The 15,477-nt window shown below is 61.4% G+C and carries 14 protein-coding genes; 4 read left to right on the forward strand and 10 right to left on the reverse strand.

Annotated features, from left to right (window positions below; genetic code table 11):
- Positions 1-13: 13 nt before the first annotated feature.
- The 5 genes from M2A_RS05795 to M2A_RS17180 form a co-directional block, all read right to left on the reverse strand.
- Complete coding sequence (locus M2A_RS05795; RefSeq protein WP_045444436.1) at positions 14-2,185, reverse strand: RNA degradosome polyphosphate kinase; 2,172 nt, start codon at positions 2,183-2,185, stop codon at positions 14-16.
- Between the two features lie 195 nt (positions 2,186-2,380).
- The gene (locus M2A_RS05800; RefSeq protein ID WP_045444260.1) at positions 2,381-3,064 is read right to left on the reverse strand and encodes an HdaA/DnaA family protein; all 684 of its coding nucleotides are present in this window, start codon (positions 3,062-3,064) and stop codon (positions 2,381-2,383) included.
- Between the two features lie 17 nt (positions 3,065-3,081).
- A complete protein-coding gene (locus tag M2A_RS05805) occupies positions 3,082-4,194 on the reverse strand; it encodes an AI-2E family transporter (RefSeq protein WP_045444269.1) in 1,113 nt (370 codons plus the stop codon).
- A complete protein-coding gene (locus tag M2A_RS05810; RefSeq protein ID WP_081875417.1) occupies positions 4,191-4,808 on the reverse strand; it encodes a CDP-alcohol phosphatidyltransferase family protein in 618 nt (205 codons plus the stop codon). Before M2A_RS05810 ends, M2A_RS05805 begins: the two co-directional genes overlap by 4 nt.
- 41 nt (positions 4,809-4,849) lie before the next feature.
- Positions 4,850-5,944, reverse strand: a complete 1,095-nt coding sequence (locus M2A_RS17180) for a DUF8605 domain-containing protein (RefSeq protein WP_052379240.1) — start codon at positions 5,942-5,944, stop codon at positions 4,850-4,852.
- Positions 5,945-6,215: 271 nt separating this feature from the next.
- Between M2A_RS17180 and purM the strand changes: the two genes are divergently transcribed.
- Positions 6,216-7,310, forward strand: coding sequence for a phosphoribosylformylglycinamidine cyclo-ligase (purM, locus tag M2A_RS05820; protein ID WP_045444272.1), 1,095 nt, complete (start codon positions 6,216-6,218; stop codon positions 7,308-7,310).
- Positions 7,310-7,954: a phosphoribosylglycinamide formyltransferase gene (gene purN / locus M2A_RS05825; protein WP_045444274.1), complete on the forward strand. Its 645-nt coding sequence runs from the start codon at positions 7,310-7,312 to the stop codon at positions 7,952-7,954. Before purM ends, purN begins: the two co-directional genes overlap by 1 nt.
- A gap of 182 nt (positions 7,955-8,136) precedes the next feature.
- Here purN and ndk read toward each other — a convergent pair whose 3' ends face one another.
- Entirely contained in the window at positions 8,137-8,559 is a 423-nt protein-coding gene (ndk, locus tag M2A_RS05830) for a nucleoside-diphosphate kinase (protein ID WP_045444277.1), read from the reverse strand.
- 165 nt (positions 8,560-8,724) lie between these two features.
- Here ndk and M2A_RS05835 point away from each other — a divergent pair, with 165 nt between their 5' ends.
- Positions 8,725-10,632 carry an ABC-F family ATP-binding cassette domain-containing protein gene (locus M2A_RS05835; RefSeq protein ID WP_045444280.1) on the forward strand — a complete coding sequence of 636 codons (1,908 nt, stop codon included), beginning with the start codon at positions 8,725-8,727 and terminating at the stop codon, positions 10,630-10,632.
- A 181-nt stretch (positions 10,633-10,813) separates the two neighbouring features.
- On the opposite strand, the gene M2A_RS05840 is transcribed toward M2A_RS05835, so the two are convergent.
- From M2A_RS05840 to M2A_RS05855, 4 genes are all read right to left on the reverse strand, one after another.
- The gene (locus M2A_RS05840) at positions 10,814-11,116 is read right to left on the reverse strand and encodes a GIY-YIG nuclease family protein (protein WP_045444282.1); all 303 of its coding nucleotides are present in this window, start codon (positions 11,114-11,116) and stop codon (positions 10,814-10,816) included.
- A 6-nt stretch (positions 11,117-11,122) separates the two neighbouring features.
- Positions 11,123-12,037 carry an MBL fold metallo-hydrolase gene (locus M2A_RS05845; protein ID WP_045444285.1) on the reverse strand — a complete coding sequence of 305 codons (915 nt, stop codon included), beginning with the start codon at positions 12,035-12,037 and terminating at the stop codon, positions 11,123-11,125.
- Positions 12,038-12,131: 94 nt separating this feature from the next.
- Positions 12,132-12,581, reverse strand: a complete 450-nt coding sequence (locus tag M2A_RS05850; RefSeq protein WP_045444288.1) for a DNA polymerase III subunit chi — start codon at positions 12,579-12,581, stop codon at positions 12,132-12,134.
- A gap of 4 nt (positions 12,582-12,585) precedes the next feature.
- Positions 12,586-14,079 carry a leucyl aminopeptidase gene (locus tag M2A_RS05855; RefSeq protein WP_052379241.1) on the reverse strand — a complete coding sequence of 498 codons (1,494 nt, stop codon included), beginning with the start codon at positions 14,077-14,079 and terminating at the stop codon, positions 12,586-12,588.
- Between the two features lie 245 nt (positions 14,080-14,324).
- Between M2A_RS05855 and lptF the strand changes: the two genes are divergently transcribed.
- Positions 14,325-15,473, forward strand: a complete 1,149-nt coding sequence (gene lptF / locus M2A_RS05860; protein ID WP_081875419.1) for an LPS export ABC transporter permease LptF — start codon at positions 14,325-14,327, stop codon at positions 15,471-15,473.
- Positions 15,474-15,477 lie beyond the last annotated feature (4 nt).

Raw genomic sequence — 15,477 nt, forward strand, 5'->3', positions numbered from 1 at the left:
ACTGGACTTGCGTTTATTTTCGGGACTTCAGTTCTACAGCCGGAGGCTCGTCCCGTTCAAGTGAGCTGCCGCGTCCGGACAGGCTCGGATTGTCCATAAAGAAATGGTGGGCGTTGAAAGGCTCCTCGCCCGGCGCCGGTTCGATGCGCTCATAGCTGCCATCTGGCAGCATCCGCCAGCTCTGCTGATTGTCTTTCAGGTTGGCGACCATGATCTGATCCATGATCTGCGCATGGACGGTGGAGTTGCGCACCGGCACCAGCACTTCCACCCGCCGGTCGAGATTGCGGGGCATCCAGTCGGCGGAGGAGAAATAAACCTTCGCATCGTCCGACGGCAGCCCGTGGCCGTTGCCGAAGCAAATAATGCGCGAATGTTCCAGAAACCGTCCGACAATGCTCTTTACACGGATATTTTCCGAAAGGCCCGGCACGCCGGGGCGCAAGCAGCAAATGCCGCGCATGATGAGATCGATATGCACACCAGCCTGGCTTGCCTCGTAAAGCGCGTCGATGACGATGGGATCGACAAGCGAATTCATCTTCGCCCAGACCTGCGCGGGCCGGCCGGCCTTGGCATGGGCGATCTCGCCGCGGATATCCTCCAGAAGCCGCGCGCGCAGCCCCGCCGGCGACATGGCGATCTGCTCCAGTTCTTCCGGTTCGGCATAGCCCGTCAGATAGTTGAAGATGCGCGCCACGTCGCGCCCGATCGCCGGGTCCGTCGTGAACATGGAAAGGTCGGTGTAAATCTTCGCGGTGATGGGGTGATAGTTGCCGGTGCCCAAATGCACGTAAGAGCGCAGCGCCCCGCCTTCCCGGCGCACCACCATGGAGAGTTTCGCATGCGTCTTCAGTTCGATGAAACCGAAGACCACCTGCACGCCTGCCCGCTCCAAGTTGCGTGCCCAGGCGATATTCGCCGCTTCATCGAAACGCGCTTTCAGCTCGACAAGCGCGGTGACGGACTTGCCCGCTTCCGCCGCCTCGATCAGCGCCTGCACGATGGGCGAATCCTTCGAGGTCCGGTAAAGCGTCTGTTTGATCGCCACGACATCCGGATCGTTGGCGGCCTGGCGGATGAACTGCACCACCACATCGAAACTTTCATAAGGGTGGTGCACGACAATGTCTTTCGCGCGGATCGCGGCGAAACAGTCCCCGCCATAATCGCGCACCCGCTCGGGGAAGCGCGCGTTATAAGGCGTGAATTTCAGGTCGGGCCGGTCGTCGACGATCAGCGCATTGGTCTGCGCAAGGCCCAAAAGCCCGTCCACCAGTACCACTTCCTGGGGAGAAACATGCAGCTCGGAGGCCACGAATTCGCGCAGCGAAGGCGGCATCCGCGCCTGCATCTTCAAGCGGATCACCGTGCCCCGGCGGCGGCGTTTCAGCGCGCTTTCATAATAACGCACCAGATCTTCGGCCTCTTCCTCGATCTCGATATCGCTGTCGCGGATGATGCGGAAGGCACCCTGCCCCATCACTTCATAGCCGGGGAAAAGCCGGTCGAGAAAAAGCCCGATCCAGTTTTCAAGGCTAAGGAAGCGAATACCCGACGCCCCGCCCGTCTGATCGGGCAAGCGCACGAAGCGTTCGATCTGCGCGGGGATAGGCAGAAGCGCTTCCATCGAGGTGCCGAGCCTGCGGCTCCTGAGCTGCAGCGCAAGGGTAAAGCCCAGATTCGCGATGAAAGGAAAAGGATGCGCCGGGTCGATGGCAAGCGGCGTGAGCACGGGAAAGACCTGTTCCAGAAAGCGCGTCTCCAGCCAGTCATATTCCTCGGCCGTCACTTCTTCGGGGTCGAGCACGGCAATACCGTTTTCGCGCATCTCCTGGCGCAGCAAATCCCATTGGCGCTGCTGCTCGGCCATCAGTTCGTTGGCGGCGGCGTTCACCCGTTCAAGCTGCTGAGCGGCGGTGAGCCCGTCCTGGCTCAGCGTTTCGACGCCCGCCGTCACCTGCCCGCGCAGGCCCGCCACGCGCACCATGTAAAATTCATCGAGATTGTTCGAGGAGATGGAAAGAAAGCGCAGCCGTTCCAAAAGCGGGTGATTGAGGTTGCTGCATTCTTCCAGAACGCGTTTGTTGAATTCGAGCCAGGAAAGCTCGCGGTTCATGAAGCGCGCGGCGGAAGCCGGGTCGATATGCTCGAAATTGGCGCTATCCACCGCGGCATGTTTCATTTCCAGCGGCCGGTCCGCCGCCACCACGGGCACCTGCTGAATGGCTTCGCTCGATCCTGAAGATGCGCTCATAATCGTTTCCCCGGCGCGCGGGTTTTCCGCGCCTTCCGTTAAATTCCTGATGTCATTGAAATTACGTCAAAATCGTAACCGAGTCATGACACGCCCGGCAGGTTTTAAGGCGGCCTTTATAGCCTAAAGGGCGCTTTCTTCCCTCTTTTTAAGGATTTCGGCGGCAAGCGGCACGGTGAGGGGCCGTTTCCCGGCAAGGGAGGCCCGGTCCAGCGCCTCCACCAGCACGCTCAAAGCGGCAAAAGAGCGCTCCATACGCGGCACAAGATAGGCAATCACGGGCGCGGGAACGGCAAGCTGGCGGTCGTCGAATAGCTTGATCATCAGCGCGGAGAGCAGCGCATCGTCCGGCGCGCCAATCTCAGCGCAGGGCACCGCCTTCAGCCGCGAGGACAGATCCGGCAGGCTCACCGGCCAGCGCGCTGGCGGTTCCTTGCCGGTCAGCAGCAAAAAGCCCTTGGTCTCGCGCACCAGATTGATGAGATGAAAGAGCGCGGGCAGCCCTTCACCTTGCAGGCTCTCGCCGTCTTCGACAATCACCGCCCCTGCCTTGGCAAGCTCCGGCACATCTTTTTTGGTGAGCTTTGCCGCCTCGATGCGCCGCGCGCCCGAACGCGTGCGCCACACTTCGGCCAGATGCGTCTTGCCGGTGCCGGGCGCGCCGGCCAGCGCCAGCACCGCATCGGACCAGTCCGGCCAGCGGTCGATCAGCGCCACAGCGTGTTCATTCGCCGGGGCAACGAGAAAGTCCTCCCGGCCGCGTGCGGGCCGGTGCTCCAGGTCCAGGGGAAGCTGCTCAGCTTTCACCCGTCTCTCCTTTACCCTTACTCATTGTCGCTCTTGTCTCTGTCCGGCTCCGGCAAGTCCTGACGCCCAAGACCGCTGCCTTGGTAAAGCGGGCTTGCCACATAGCTGCGCACGCCGAAACGCGCAAGCACACCGATGGCCGCTGCAATGGGCACGGCCAGCAACACCCCGACAAAACCGAAAAGCGCGCCGAACGCAAAAAGGGCGAACATCACCCAGACCGGATGCAGCCCGACGCGGCTGCCCACGAGCTTGGGCGTGAGGAAATTTCCTTCCACGAATTGCCCGATGACGAAGACCCCGACCACAAAGCCGATCGACACATAATCCTGCGGGCCGAATTGCAGGATGGCGAGCAGCGTTGCCACAAGAAAACCGCTGATCGTGCCGACATAAGGAATAAAACTGATAATCCCCGCGCCGAGCCCGACAACGAGCCCCAGATTGAGCCCGGCCAGCGACAGGCCGACGGCGTAGAACGTGCCGAGCACCAGGCAGACCGTGCCCTGCCCGCGCACGAAACCGGCCAGCACCGCATCCATTTCCCGGAAGAGCCCGCGAATGGTCATGGCATGTTCGCGCGGCAAAAGCTCATCCACCCGCGCCACCATATTGTCCCAGTCGAGCAGCATGTAAAACGCGACGATGGGCGTGATGACGGCGAGCGAGGCAAGGCCGATAATCGCCACGCCCTGTTTCCACACCTCTCCAAGCGCGCTCAGCGCCCAGGAGACGAGGCCCGCGCCGGCCTTGTCGATCGTCTGGCGGATATCGGTGGTGCCCGACAAGACTTCGCCGAGCCGGCCCTGGTTCAAATGCATCAGCCATTCCTGCACCCGGTCGGCAATCTTCGGCAGGCTTTCGACCAGCGCCACCGTTTGCTCGTAAAGCAGCGGCACGAGCAGCACCAAAAAAGCCACGATCAGGAGAACGAAAATTACCGTAATAATGCTGGTCGCCAGCAGCCGCGAAAAGCCGCGCTCCTCCAGCCAGTCGGCGAAGGGGTCGAGCAGATAGGCCACCGCCAGCCCTGCCACGAAAGGCAACAAAATGCCGCGCAGCAGCCAGAGCAGCAAAATGAAGACGAAAAGCCCGATGCCCCAGAAAAGTGCCTGGCGTTGAACGGTCATGGATTTTCCCTTTTTCCCTGCTCTTCGCTCACTGAAGCACTGGCCTGAGCACTGGCCTCTCCGCCGCCTCCCGGCAGGGTCCAGAGCCCCATATGCCCGCCCCAGCGCAGCAGATAGCCGAGCGCGGAAACACCTGTCGTTGCCGCTGTCACGATGACCAGCATATCGACCGCCGCTGCCGCCTCAAACCCGCTGCCTGCCACCGCCAGCACGAGCGCGGCGAGCGCAATCTGAGCGGCGGTATTCGCCTTCGAGATCAGCGCCGGGTCCATGGCAAGCGGCATAGCCATCACCCAGCCAAGCAGCACGCCGCCCACGATCATCACATCGCGGGAGACGACGAGGAGCACCAGCCAGTCCGGCAAGAACCCTGCCCAGCCGAGCGAGACGTAAATGCTGACAAGCAGCGCCTTGTCCGCTACCGGATCGAGATAAGCGCCAAGCTCGGAGCGGGCGGAAAGCTGACGGGCGAGAAACCCGTCCACCGCATCCGACAGGCCCGCCGCCACGAACAGCCAGAAGGCAAGCATCAGCTGACCGTTCAGGATCGAATAGATGATCACCGGCACCAGAAAGAGCCGCGCGATGGTGATGATGTTCGGCAGCTGGTTCATGGGCTAGCGCCGGTGCTCCGGGCAATCGTGAAGGCTTTAGATTACTGGCGCGCCGCCAGCACCCAATAGCCTTCCATTTCCATCAAGGAGAGGTTCTGCTGGGCAAGCGTCAAGCCCAGGCCATCCGCCGAGCCCTGATAGTCGATCTCCACCAGCGCCCCTTCCGTTGAAAGGCCGACCAGCGTCACCCGGTTTATGTTGGGCGACTGCTCGAGCTTGCGCTTGATGGACACCCACTCGCCCATGGAATTGAAGCGCACGGAGGCGGAAAGCGCTGCCGCTTCGCCTTTGCCGACCGTGCTCTGGGCTTTCCATTCCTCGGCCAGATGATCGAGATAAAGTTCGGCTGCCTGGCGGCCCAGCGCCTCCAGGCTTTCCTCGCCGCTCACCCGGCGGCTCCAGCGCCGCGCGGGCATGACGGAGCCTGCCTCGTAAAGCACCATATCGGCCTGCAGCCCGCTTTCGCCGGCGGGCGATGCTTCGGCCACGATGACGCGGTTCGTGCCATAGCGCTCGGCAAAGGCTTGCAGGGCCGCATCATCGCCCGCTGCCGCCTTATCCGCGCTCAGTGTCGTCAGGTCTTCCAGATCGCCGAGCGGCAGCGTGAGGGGGGTCAGCCGGTTGGCAAGGTCCATGCCCGACCAGGCCGCGCGCCAGGGATTGTCGTCCCACAATTGCCGCGTGCCGCCAATGTCGCGCCAAAGCGGCAACAGCAAGGCGGGCTTTGCCTGCGCATCGGCATAGGGAATATCGTATTGGCGCAGCAGGCGGCGCACGCCTTGGGGGTTGAAGGTCACGGTCAGTTCGGCGAGATAGCGCGTCGTGCTGGTTTTCTCGCCCGCCACTTGGAAAGAGCGCACCAGGCTCTGCGCCGTCGCCTCATCGGCGGGCGGCAAGCGCTGCCAGTCCTCGCGCCGCGTCACCTTGCGCAGCACTTCTTCAAAGGCGCGCGCCTGACCCTCGGCAACCGCCTTGGCCCGGGCCGCCGTCGCGTTCTCGGCGCTCGCATCCACGGGAATGCCTGTCACGCGGTACACGTCGCCCGCTCTGGCCGGCACCGCGGCAAGAAAGGCCGAAACGGCCAATACGGCCGCTGCCGCGAAAGTTGCAAAAAGGGAGCGCCGCTTGGTTTTCATCACCTGAGATGCCTTTAACTTGCTGAAACTTCCCGAAAATCCTTGAAAATCGGGCCGAACCCGCTTTTCCGTCATGCAGCCAGACCCTACACCAAGGCCGGGAGAGCCGGAAGGCGGCTGCGGCACTTTTCCCCGGCCCTATTTTAAGGCGGCGAAGCACTTGCTTTATGGCCGTTTTTCGGGTGGGTTAGCGCCCAGAAAGTCACTGGTCCCGTTCACGAACCCCCTTCATGGGCCGCATGCCGGGCCTCCCTCTCGATAAAGGCTTGAGATGTCCTCGTCCGACCGCCCCAACCGCTACACTTATAAAGACGCCGGCGTCGATATCGACGCAGGAAACGCGCTGGTCAAAGCCATTGGCCCGCTCGCCCGCTCCACCGCCCGCTCGGGCGCCGATGGCAGCCTTGGCGGTTTCGGCGGCCTTTTCGATCTCAAAGAAGCCGGTTTCAGCGATCCGGTGCTCGTCGCCGCCAATGACGGGGTGGGCACGAAACTGCGAATCGCCATCGAAAGCGGCATCCACGGCACGGTGGGCATCGACCTCGTGGCCATGTGCGTCAACGACCTCATCGTGCAGGGCGCTGAGCCGCTTTTCTTCCTCGATTATTTTGCCACCGGCAAACTGGCCGTCGGCATTGCCGAAGATGTGGTCGCGGGCATCGCGGATGGCTGCCGCCAGGCCGGCTGCGCGCTGATCGGCGGAGAGACGGCGGAAATGCCGGGCATGTACGCCGAAGGCGATTATGACCTTGCCGGTTTTGCCGTGGGCGCGGCCGAGCGGGGCACGCTCCTGCCGCGCGCCGATATCGGCGCGGGCGATGTGCTCATCGGCCTTGCCTCGAGCGGTGTTCACTCCAACGGTTATTCGCTGGTGCGCCGCCTGGTGAGCGATCACGAACTTTCTTATGGCGCGGACTGCCCCTTCGCCCCCGGCACCTCGCTCGGCGCGGCGCTGCTCACCCCCACCCGCATCTATGTGAAGCCGGTGCTTGCCGCGATCAGGGAAATGGGCGCGGTCAAAGCCATGGCCCATATTACCGGCGGCGGCTTTACCGAAAACATTCCCCGCGTCCTGCCCGACAATCTGATGGCTGAGATCGACGGCGCGGCCTGGCCGCTGCCCCCCGTCTTCCGCTGGCTGATGAAGCTCGGCGGCATCGAGCGCGATGAAATGGGCCGCACCTTCAATTGCGGCATCGGCATGGTCCTCGCTGTCGAGGCGGAACGCGCCAAAGACGTCACCGCCCTTCTGGAACGGGAAGGGGAAACCGTCTTCACCCTCGGCACGCTGAAAGAGCGCGCCGCGGACGCCCCCCATGTCGTCATTAATGGCGAGCTCGGCTCGGCGCCCGCAGGAGCTGTCTGATGAAAGTCGGCGTTCTCATTTCAGGGCGCGGCAGCAATCTTGCCTCGCTGATCGAGGCCTGTGCCGCGCCGGATTTTCCCGCCGAGATCGTAACGGTGATTTCCAACAATCCCGGCGCCAAGGGCCTTGAGATCGCGGAGAAAGCAGGCATTCCCGCCCGCGCCATCAATCACCGCGACTTTGCCAAACGCGACACGTTCGATGCCTGCCTCAGCGAAGCGCTGGAAGAAGCGGGCGCCGATTTCATCTGCAATGCAGGTTTCATGCGTATCCTGACGGACGGCTTCGTCGAGAAATGGTGGAACCGGCAGATCAATATCCACCCTTCTCTTCTGCCCGCCTTCAAGGGCCTCAATGTCCATGCCCGCGCCATCGAGGCGGGCGTGCGCATTTCCGGCGCAACGGTCCATTATGTGCGTCCGGAAATGGACGAAGGCCCCATCATCGCACAGGCCGCCGTGCCCGTTATGATGGACGATACGGAAGAAACGCTGGCCGCCCGCGTGCTGGAGGCCGAGCATAAGCTCTACCCCCTCGCCCTGCGCCTTGTCGCGGAAGGGCGCGTGCGCATCGTCAACGAACGCGCCGTCATCTCCCCCGCCCCCGAAGGCCTGCCGCCCACGCTGATCGTGCCGACAGTCTGAGCCTTGCGCAGTCTCCCATGGACCCCGGCTCGGAGGCCGGGGTGACGGCCGTGGTTGTTGACAGACCTACCACACACTCCGTGTCACCCCGGGCTTGACCCGGGGTCCATACAGCCTTTGCCGCACACAAAACAAAACGGGCGCCCCGAAGGACGCCCGCCAAACTTCCAAAACCGCCTGCCTTAGCCGACGATTTCTTCGTCCTTGAAGAAGAATTTGATTTCTTCGGCAGCCGTTTCCGGCGCATCAGAGCCGTGCACGGAATTGGCTTCGATGGACTCGGCGAAATCGGCGCGGATCGTGCCCGGCGCCGCGTCCTTCGGGTTCGTTGCGCCCATGACTTCACGGTTCTTGGCAACGGCATCTTCGCCTTCCAGAACCTGCAAAACGACGGGGCCGGAAATCATGAAGGAGACCAGTTCGCCGAAGAAGGGGCGCTCTTTGTGAACGGCATAGAAGCCTTCCGCCTGCTCCTTGGTCAGGTGAACGCGTTTTTGCGCGACGACGCGCAGGCCCGCGCTTTCCAGCCGGTCGATAATCTTGCCCGTGATGTTCCGGCGGGTCGCATCCGGCTTGATGATGGAGAAGGTGCGCTGAACAGCCATGTGAAGTCTTTCCCGTTTCCTGAGGGTCGAAAGGATTTGCGCGCCTTATAGCGGGCGGCGGGCGCGGCGGCAACAGCCCTCGCGGCTCAAAAAATCGCGCGGGTGCCGGAAATCCTTGCCCAGAGGCGCCCCGGCCATGCTAGAAGCCGGGTCCGAGGCGACAAAATGCTGCATATTAACGATCTGACATATCTCATCGAGGGCCGCCTGCTGCTCGATCATGCCACCGCGGCCATTCCCAAAGGCCACAAGGTAGGCCTGGTCGGGCGCAACGGGACGGGCAAATCCACCCTCCTCAAGCTCATCGCCGGTGAAATTCCCGGCGAGGATAGCGGCATATCCATCCCCAAATCCGCCCGTCTCGGCATGATGGCTCAGGAAGCTCCCAGTGGGCCCGACCGGCTGATCGACTATGTGCTCGCCGCCGACGAGGAACGCGCCGCGCTGCTCGCCGAGGCGGAAACGGCGCGCGATCCGCATCGCATTGCCGAGATCCAGACCCGCCTTTCCGACATCGATGCCCATGGTGCGCCTGCCCGCGCGGCGACGATCCTGGCCGGGCTCGGGTTCGACGAGGCGGCGCAACGGCGCACCTGCGCGGAATATTCCGGCGGCTGGCGCATGCGCGTCGCGCTTGCCGCCATTCTTTTTTCCCAGCCCGATATTCTGCTGCTCGACGAGCCGACGAACTATCTCGATCTGGAAGGCACCGTATGGCTGGAAAGCTATCTGAAGTCCTATCCCCATACCGTCATCATCGTCAGCCACGACCGCGATCTTCTGAACCGCGCGGTGAACGGCATTCTGCATCTGGAGAATTGCAAGCTCACTTATTACACGGGCACCTACGACCAGTTCGAGAAAGAGCGGCGCGCCAAGCTCGAACAGCAGATGGCTTATAAAAAGAAGCAGGAAGCCCAGCGCCGCCACATGGAATCCTTCGTCGAGCGCTTCCGCGCCAAGGCCAGCAAAGCGCGCCAAGCACAAAGCCGCCTGAAGGCGCTCGCCAAACTCGAGCCCATCGCCGATATCGTGGAAGACCGGGTGAAGCCTTTTCACTTCCCCGCGCCCGAGCGCCCGCTCGCCTCGCCCATCATCCGGCTGGAACATGCCAGCGTTGGCTACGAGCCCGGCAAGCCCATTCTGCGCGATCTCGATTTACGCATCGATCAGGATGACCGCATCGCGCTTTTGGGCGCGAACGGAAACGGCAAGTCGACTTTCGCCAAGCTGCTCTCCGACCGGCTGCGGGTCGAGACGGGCCATTGCTACAAATCGAAGAAGCTGCGCGTCGCGTACATCGCCCAGCATCAGCTCGACGAGCTCAAACCGAAGATGAGCCCTTACGATCATTTCCGCGAGCTGATGCCCGATGCGACGCAGGCGCAGGTGCGCGCCCGCGCCGGTTTTTACGGCTTCGGCGCGGAGAAGGCGGATACGCTGGTCGAAAATCTTTCAGGCGGCGAGAAAACGCGCCTCCTCTTTGCCGTGGCGACCTTCGACAAACCGCATCTCCTCATCCTCGACGAACCGACGAACCATCTCGACATCGATTCCCGCGAGGCCTTGGTCATGGCGGTGAACGAATACGAGGGCGCGGTCATTCTGATCAGCCACGACCCGCATCTGGTCGAAACCTGCGCGGACCGGCTCTGGATCGTCGCCGAAGGCGGCGTTTCCCGCTGGGAAGAGGACATCGAGGCCTATAAACGCTGGCTGCTCGACCGCAACCGGCGCTCCGGCGCGCGTAAAAATAATGTCGACGAAGAAGCGGCCGCTATCGTCGCAAAGAAAGACGCCCGCCGCATCGCCGCTCAAGCCCGCGCCGAACTTTCACCGCTGAAAAAGAAAATCGCGGCGGCGGAAAAAGAAATGGCCCGTCTGCAAAAAGGCGTCGAGAAGATGGAAACGGCGCTCGCCGACCCCGCCCTTCACCAGCAGAACCCGAACAAGGCCGCGCAGATCGCCAAGCTGCGCGCGGACACGCTCGCTACGATTTCCAAACTGGAAGAAGAATGGCTCGCCGCCAGCGAGGCCTATGACACCGCCCAGCAGGAAGCGAAGGCGGGGTAGCAATTACAGCTTCCAGATTCCGTGTCTGCATTGCGTCATTTCATGCCGCAACGCGCACGGAATGACGCCCCCCAAAAAAACTCGTCATTCCGGACATTAGGCAAGCCCGAAAGACGCCAGTCTTTCGGCCGCACGCCTTATGATCCGGAATCTCCCCGCCGTTTTCTCAGGCCCAAAACGATCAGCCGGCAAGCTCTTCGTAGATATCCCGCCACTGTGGATTATCTTTCTCGATCAACGCCACTTTCCAGGCGCGGCGCCATCCTTTGATCTGCTTTTCCCGTAAAATCGCATCCGGCATGATTGCGTGAAACTCCGCATAAACGAGCGTATGCAACTGATACTTTTTGCTGAACCCGTCCACCGCATCCGTTTTATGTTCCCAGACACGCCGGATCACATCGCGCGTGACACCGGCATAAAGCGTGCCGCCGGGCCGGTTGGTCAGCATATAGACGCAAGGCAAACGCGCTTCTCCACTCATCAATGCCTAGAACCCCGCGCGCAGTTTTCCTTCTTCGACATAGCCCTCGACCAGCGCCCGGTCGTGCCCCGCCATCATGATGATGCCGGGTTCTTCCTCGTGCAGGCGTTTGAGTTCCGCCAGTTCCCAATGCACCATGTCGCGGTCTTCATTGAGGAAATTATAGCTGACGAAACGGGGCCGCGCTTTCATCGTGGTCACGCTGTCGAAATGCCAGGCGATATCCCCGATCATCAAATACTCGCTGCCATTTTGAAGCTGAACGAAGATCATCTGGCTGCCCGGCGTATGGCCCGGCGCCTTGATCAACACCACTCCGGGCGCAAGCGCGTATGTGCCTTCATAGGCAAGCGGCTCATATCCTTCAAGCGCGCCCTCTTTAAATTGGGCCGGATCGCGGTAAGCGGGAAAGGCAAGCTGTTCTTCGGTAAGCGTCATTTGTCTGCGGAAACGCTCGCCATCGGCTGCCGCCGCAAGCCCGCCAATGTGATCCATGTGTTCATGGGTGATGACGATATGATCGGCGCTATCCATCGCCGCCATCATGCGCCCGTATGAGTCCATATTCACCGCCGTGGCGCCTGCCTCTTTCGCTTGGCTGGGCTCGGCTGCCGTATCGACCACGATATGTCCGCCCGGGAAGATGATCTTGTAGGAATAGACCGCCATTTCCCGCATGGACCATTCGCCGCCCGAGATCACGGCGGCGCCCGGAAATTCAAGCGAGCCCACATGCTCCACCGCGATCGCCGTGGGTTTTTCGCCGGAAACGGCATTCGCCTTCTCCCGCAGCGTTTCGATGTTGAGAGAGAATTGCGGATCTTCCGGCACATGGCTTTCCACCACATACCAGTAATAGGCCGCGCCGAGCACGATCACGAGCAGCGCGACAATGGCCGATATGAGCTTACCTTTGGACATGGAACTCCCCCTCCTATGCCGTGCCAATGACGTCTAACGCAAATGGCCATTTCCGCCCGCCATTCAAGCGGGGATAAAATATTTCAACCAAGCGTCAGGCTTTTTTCTCCCAGCGTCCTTGATCGCTTTGCTGCCAATAGGTGGCGTCATGGCCGCCGGCCTTGATCTGCTGCCAGTCGGTGCGGGCTTTCGTCACCGCTTCCGGGTTATTGCCGTCGAAAAGCAGCACCACGCGCTCGTACGGGGTCAGATCTCCCGCCGGCGCCCCGTCCACCAGGAAAAGCACATTCGCCGCGTTCGGGTTTTCATCCTGCGCGGTCAGGAAGACGGGCTGCATCTCGGGCGGTCCGTCCGCCCGCGTGCCATGGGGCAGAAAACTATCGTCCTTATACGTCCAAAGCACGCTGTTGAGCGGTTCGAGGCGTTCTTCGCTTCCCACTTGCACCACCGCGCGCCAGCCGCGCTGCAGCGAGCGCTCGAGCAGGTCCGGCAGAACCCGCTCGAGCGGCATTTGCATGAGATGATAGAAAAGCACCTCGGCCAAAGTCTCAGCCCTCGTAATGGCTGGCGACCAGCCGGTCGAGCAGGCGCACGCCATAGCCCGATCCCCAGCTCGTGTTGATGTCGCTGGCGGGCGAGGACATGGCCGTGCCGGCAATGTCGAGATGGACCCAGGGCACATCGTTGACGAAGCGCTGCAGGAACTGCGCCGCCGTGATCGAGCCGCCGAAACGGCCGCCGACATTTTTCATGTCCGCGAATTTGCTGTCGATCATCTTGTCATAGGCAGGGCCCATGGGCATGCGCCAGACCTTTTCGCCTTCACGCTCGCCCACATTGAAGAGCTGGTCGGAAAGCTCGTCATCGTTCGAGAAGAGCCCCGCATATTCCTGGCCGAGCGAGATCATGATGGCACCCGTCAGTGTCGCCAAATCGATCATGAATTTCGGCTTGAAGCGGTCCTGCGTATACCAGAGCGCGTCGCACAGCACGAGACGGCCTTCTGCGTCGGTGTTGATCACTTCGATGGTTTGGCCCGACATGGAGGTGACGATATCGCCCGGGCGCTGCGCATTGCCGTCGGGCATGTTCTCCACGAGCCCGATGACGCCGATCGCATTCACCTTCGCCTTGCGGCCCGCAAGCGCGCGCATCAAACCGGCCACACAGGCCGCCCCGCCCATATCGCCCTTCATGTCTTCCATGCTGGCGGCCGGCTTGATGGAAATGCCGCCGGTGTCGAAGCAGACCCCCTTGCCGATAAAGGCGATGGGCTGTTCACCCTTTTTGCCGCCTTCCCAGCGCATGACGACGAGCTGGCTTTCCCGGCGCGAGCCCTGCCCCACGCCGAGCAGCGCGCCCATGCCGAGTTTTTCCATCTGCTTTTCGCCGAGCACTTCGATCTTTAGGCCAAGCTCGCTCATCTCCTTCACGCGCGCGGCGAATTCTTCCGGATGAAGGATGTTGGCAGGCTCGTTGACGAGATCGCGGGCGAAGAAAATACCGTCGGCGAGTTTGGCGAGATCGGAGAAGGTACGCCGCGCTTTCGCCGTCGCATCCGACATGATGACGGCCTTGGCGAGTTTGACCTTGCCGTTCTCGTCTTTCTTCTTGGTCTTGTATTTGTCGAATCGGTAGGCGCGCAGCTTCATGCCGAAGGCGAGCCGGGCGACCAGTTCATCCATTTCCAGCGTGAGGCCTTTGGTCTCATCGAGCCAGATGGCAAGCTCCTTGTCCGTGCCCTCGGCAAAGCGGGCGGCGATCTTGCCGCCCAGATTTTCCGCTTCCGTCGGCGTCAGTTCCGCCGGATCGCCGAGCCCCAGAATGACGAGGCGCGCCGCCGAGACACCTTTCGGCGCCAAAAGCTCAACGAAACTGCCCTTTTTTCCGTCGAAATTGACCGCTTTCGCCGCTTTTTTGAGGGTTCCGCCGGTTTTTTTGTCGATTTCGGCCAGCCGGCCCTTAAATGTCGTTCCCTTGGGGGCGGTAAGCAGCAGCACGCCGGCGCGCGGCAGCGAATGATCGGCAAAAGAGATGTTCATGAGACCCTCATTGTTTTTGCACCAGGAAACCGCTACACGCGCCCTTAACGGACGGATGTCCAGGATAAGGTCGCGCGGCGGGCGCATTTATTTATACTAACCATTCCGGTCGCTTAGCGGGCTATCCTATCGGAATTCGGGGGGTAAAAAAGGGGCTCCTTGAAGGAGCCGGGATTTCCGCCGCAAGGCGGCCTGAAAAGCGCCAGCGCAGCCGAGACGGATACCGACTTAATGAAGGGCCGACAATGAGGGGTTTGTCCCGCTACATCATCACTCAGATTGCCGGCCCCTTCGCCGTGGCAACGCTCATTCTGACCGGCATCATCTGGCTCACTCAGGCGCTGCGCCTGCTCGACGTGGTCGTGATGCAGGGCCAATCGGCCGGGACCTACTTTGTCCTGACCATGCTCGCCATGCCGAGCGTCATCACCATCATTCTGCCCATCGCGTTTTTCTTCGCCGTTCTTTATGCCCTGCACCGGCTTTATTCGGATAGCGAGCTTGTGGTGATGTTCTCCGCCGGCATTAGCCGCTGGGGCATCGCCCGGCCCGTCATTTTCATCTCGCTTGCCGTTTCGCTTTTGCTCGTATCATTCAGCATGTTTCTCAGCCCCGCCGGACTTCGCGAAGTGGCGACACGCGTTCAGGAGATCCGCACCGATGTAATTACAGCGGTGATCCGGGAAGGACAGTTTAATAATCCCTCTCAAGGTCTGACCGTCTACGTGCGTGAGCAGGGCGCGGGCGGCACGATCCAGGGCATCCTCGTGCATGACAACCGTGACCCCATGCAGCCCGTGACCTACATGGCTGAAAACGGCCAGCTCCTCAAATCGGATGCCGGTCCGCGGCTTTTGATGTTCAACGGTAATATTCAGCGCACCATCAAGACCGATGAAGGCCCGTCCATCACGCTGCTTTATTTCGACAAATACACCTACGACCTTGCCTATCTCGCGGGCGATCCGGAGGACGTTTATTACGAGGCCTCGGAACGCTTCTTCCATGAGCTTCTTTGGCCCGCCGAGGACGACGTATATGGACAGAATTACTATCCCGAGCTTTTCGCTGAAGCGCATCAGCGCCTCTCAACGCTGCTCCATCCGCTCATGTTCGCCGCCATTGCGCTCGCCAGCCTGATTTCGGCGGAGTTCAACCGGCGCGGCTATGCAGTGCGGATTATCGGCGCGGTGACTGTCGCCATCCTGGTGCGCATTCTTTGCCTTGGTATACAGAACCTGACCGTCAAGACACCGCTTCTGGCCATTGCGCTTTACGCCGTGCCCATCGCGGTCATTTTGGTATCTCTTGCCATGATCCTCAGGCCCGACCTTTTCCGCAAAGCTGGAGTGAAGCTTCGCTTCTACCGGCGCCCAGTTACGGCGGAGGTCTAAGCCC

The sequence above is a fragment of the Tepidicaulis marinus genome (assembly GCF_000739695.1).
Taxonomy (GTDB): Bacteria; Pseudomonadota; Alphaproteobacteria; order Parvibaculales; family Parvibaculaceae; genus Tepidicaulis; species Tepidicaulis marinus.

Excerpts from the sequence above, each read along its gene's own strand:
- purN (WP_045444274.1), top strand. The coding sequence starts at position 7,310 with ATGAAAGTCGGCGTTCTCATTTCAGGGCGCGGCAGCAATCTTGCCTCG.
- M2A_RS17180 (WP_052379240.1), bottom strand. The coding sequence starts at position 5,944 with ATGAAAACCAAGCGGCGCTCCCTTTTTGCAACTTTCGCGGCAGCGGCC.
- M2A_RS05855 (WP_052379241.1), bottom strand. The coding sequence starts at position 14,079 with ATGAACATCTCTTTTGCCGATCATTCGCTGCCGCGCGCCGGCGTGCTG.
- M2A_RS05840 (WP_045444282.1), bottom strand. The coding sequence starts at position 11,116 with ATGAGTGGAGAAGCGCGTTTGCCTTGCGTCTATATGCTGACCAACCGG.
- M2A_RS05795 (WP_045444436.1), bottom strand. The coding sequence starts at position 2,185 with ATGAAACATGCCGCGGTGGATAGCGCCAATTTCGAGCATATCGACCCG.
- purM (WP_045444272.1), top strand. The coding sequence starts at position 6,216 with ATGTCCTCGTCCGACCGCCCCAACCGCTACACTTATAAAGACGCCGGC.
- M2A_RS05845 (WP_045444285.1), bottom strand. The coding sequence starts at position 12,037 with ATGTCCAAAGGTAAGCTCATATCGGCCATTGTCGCGCTGCTCGTGATC.
- M2A_RS05835 (WP_045444280.1), top strand. The coding sequence starts at position 8,725 with ATGCTGCATATTAACGATCTGACATATCTCATCGAGGGCCGCCTGCTG.
- ndk (WP_045444277.1), bottom strand. The coding sequence starts at position 8,559 with ATGGCTGTTCAGCGCACCTTCTCCATCATCAAGCCGGATGCGACCCGC.
- M2A_RS05805 (WP_045444269.1), bottom strand. The coding sequence starts at position 4,194 with ATGACCGTTCAACGCCAGGCACTTTTCTGGGGCATCGGGCTTTTCGTC.
- M2A_RS05810 (WP_081875417.1), bottom strand. The coding sequence starts at position 4,808 with ATGAACCAGCTGCCGAACATCATCACCATCGCGCGGCTCTTTCTGGTG.
- lptF (WP_081875419.1), top strand. The coding sequence starts at position 14,325 with ATGAGGGGTTTGTCCCGCTACATCATCACTCAGATTGCCGGCCCCTTC.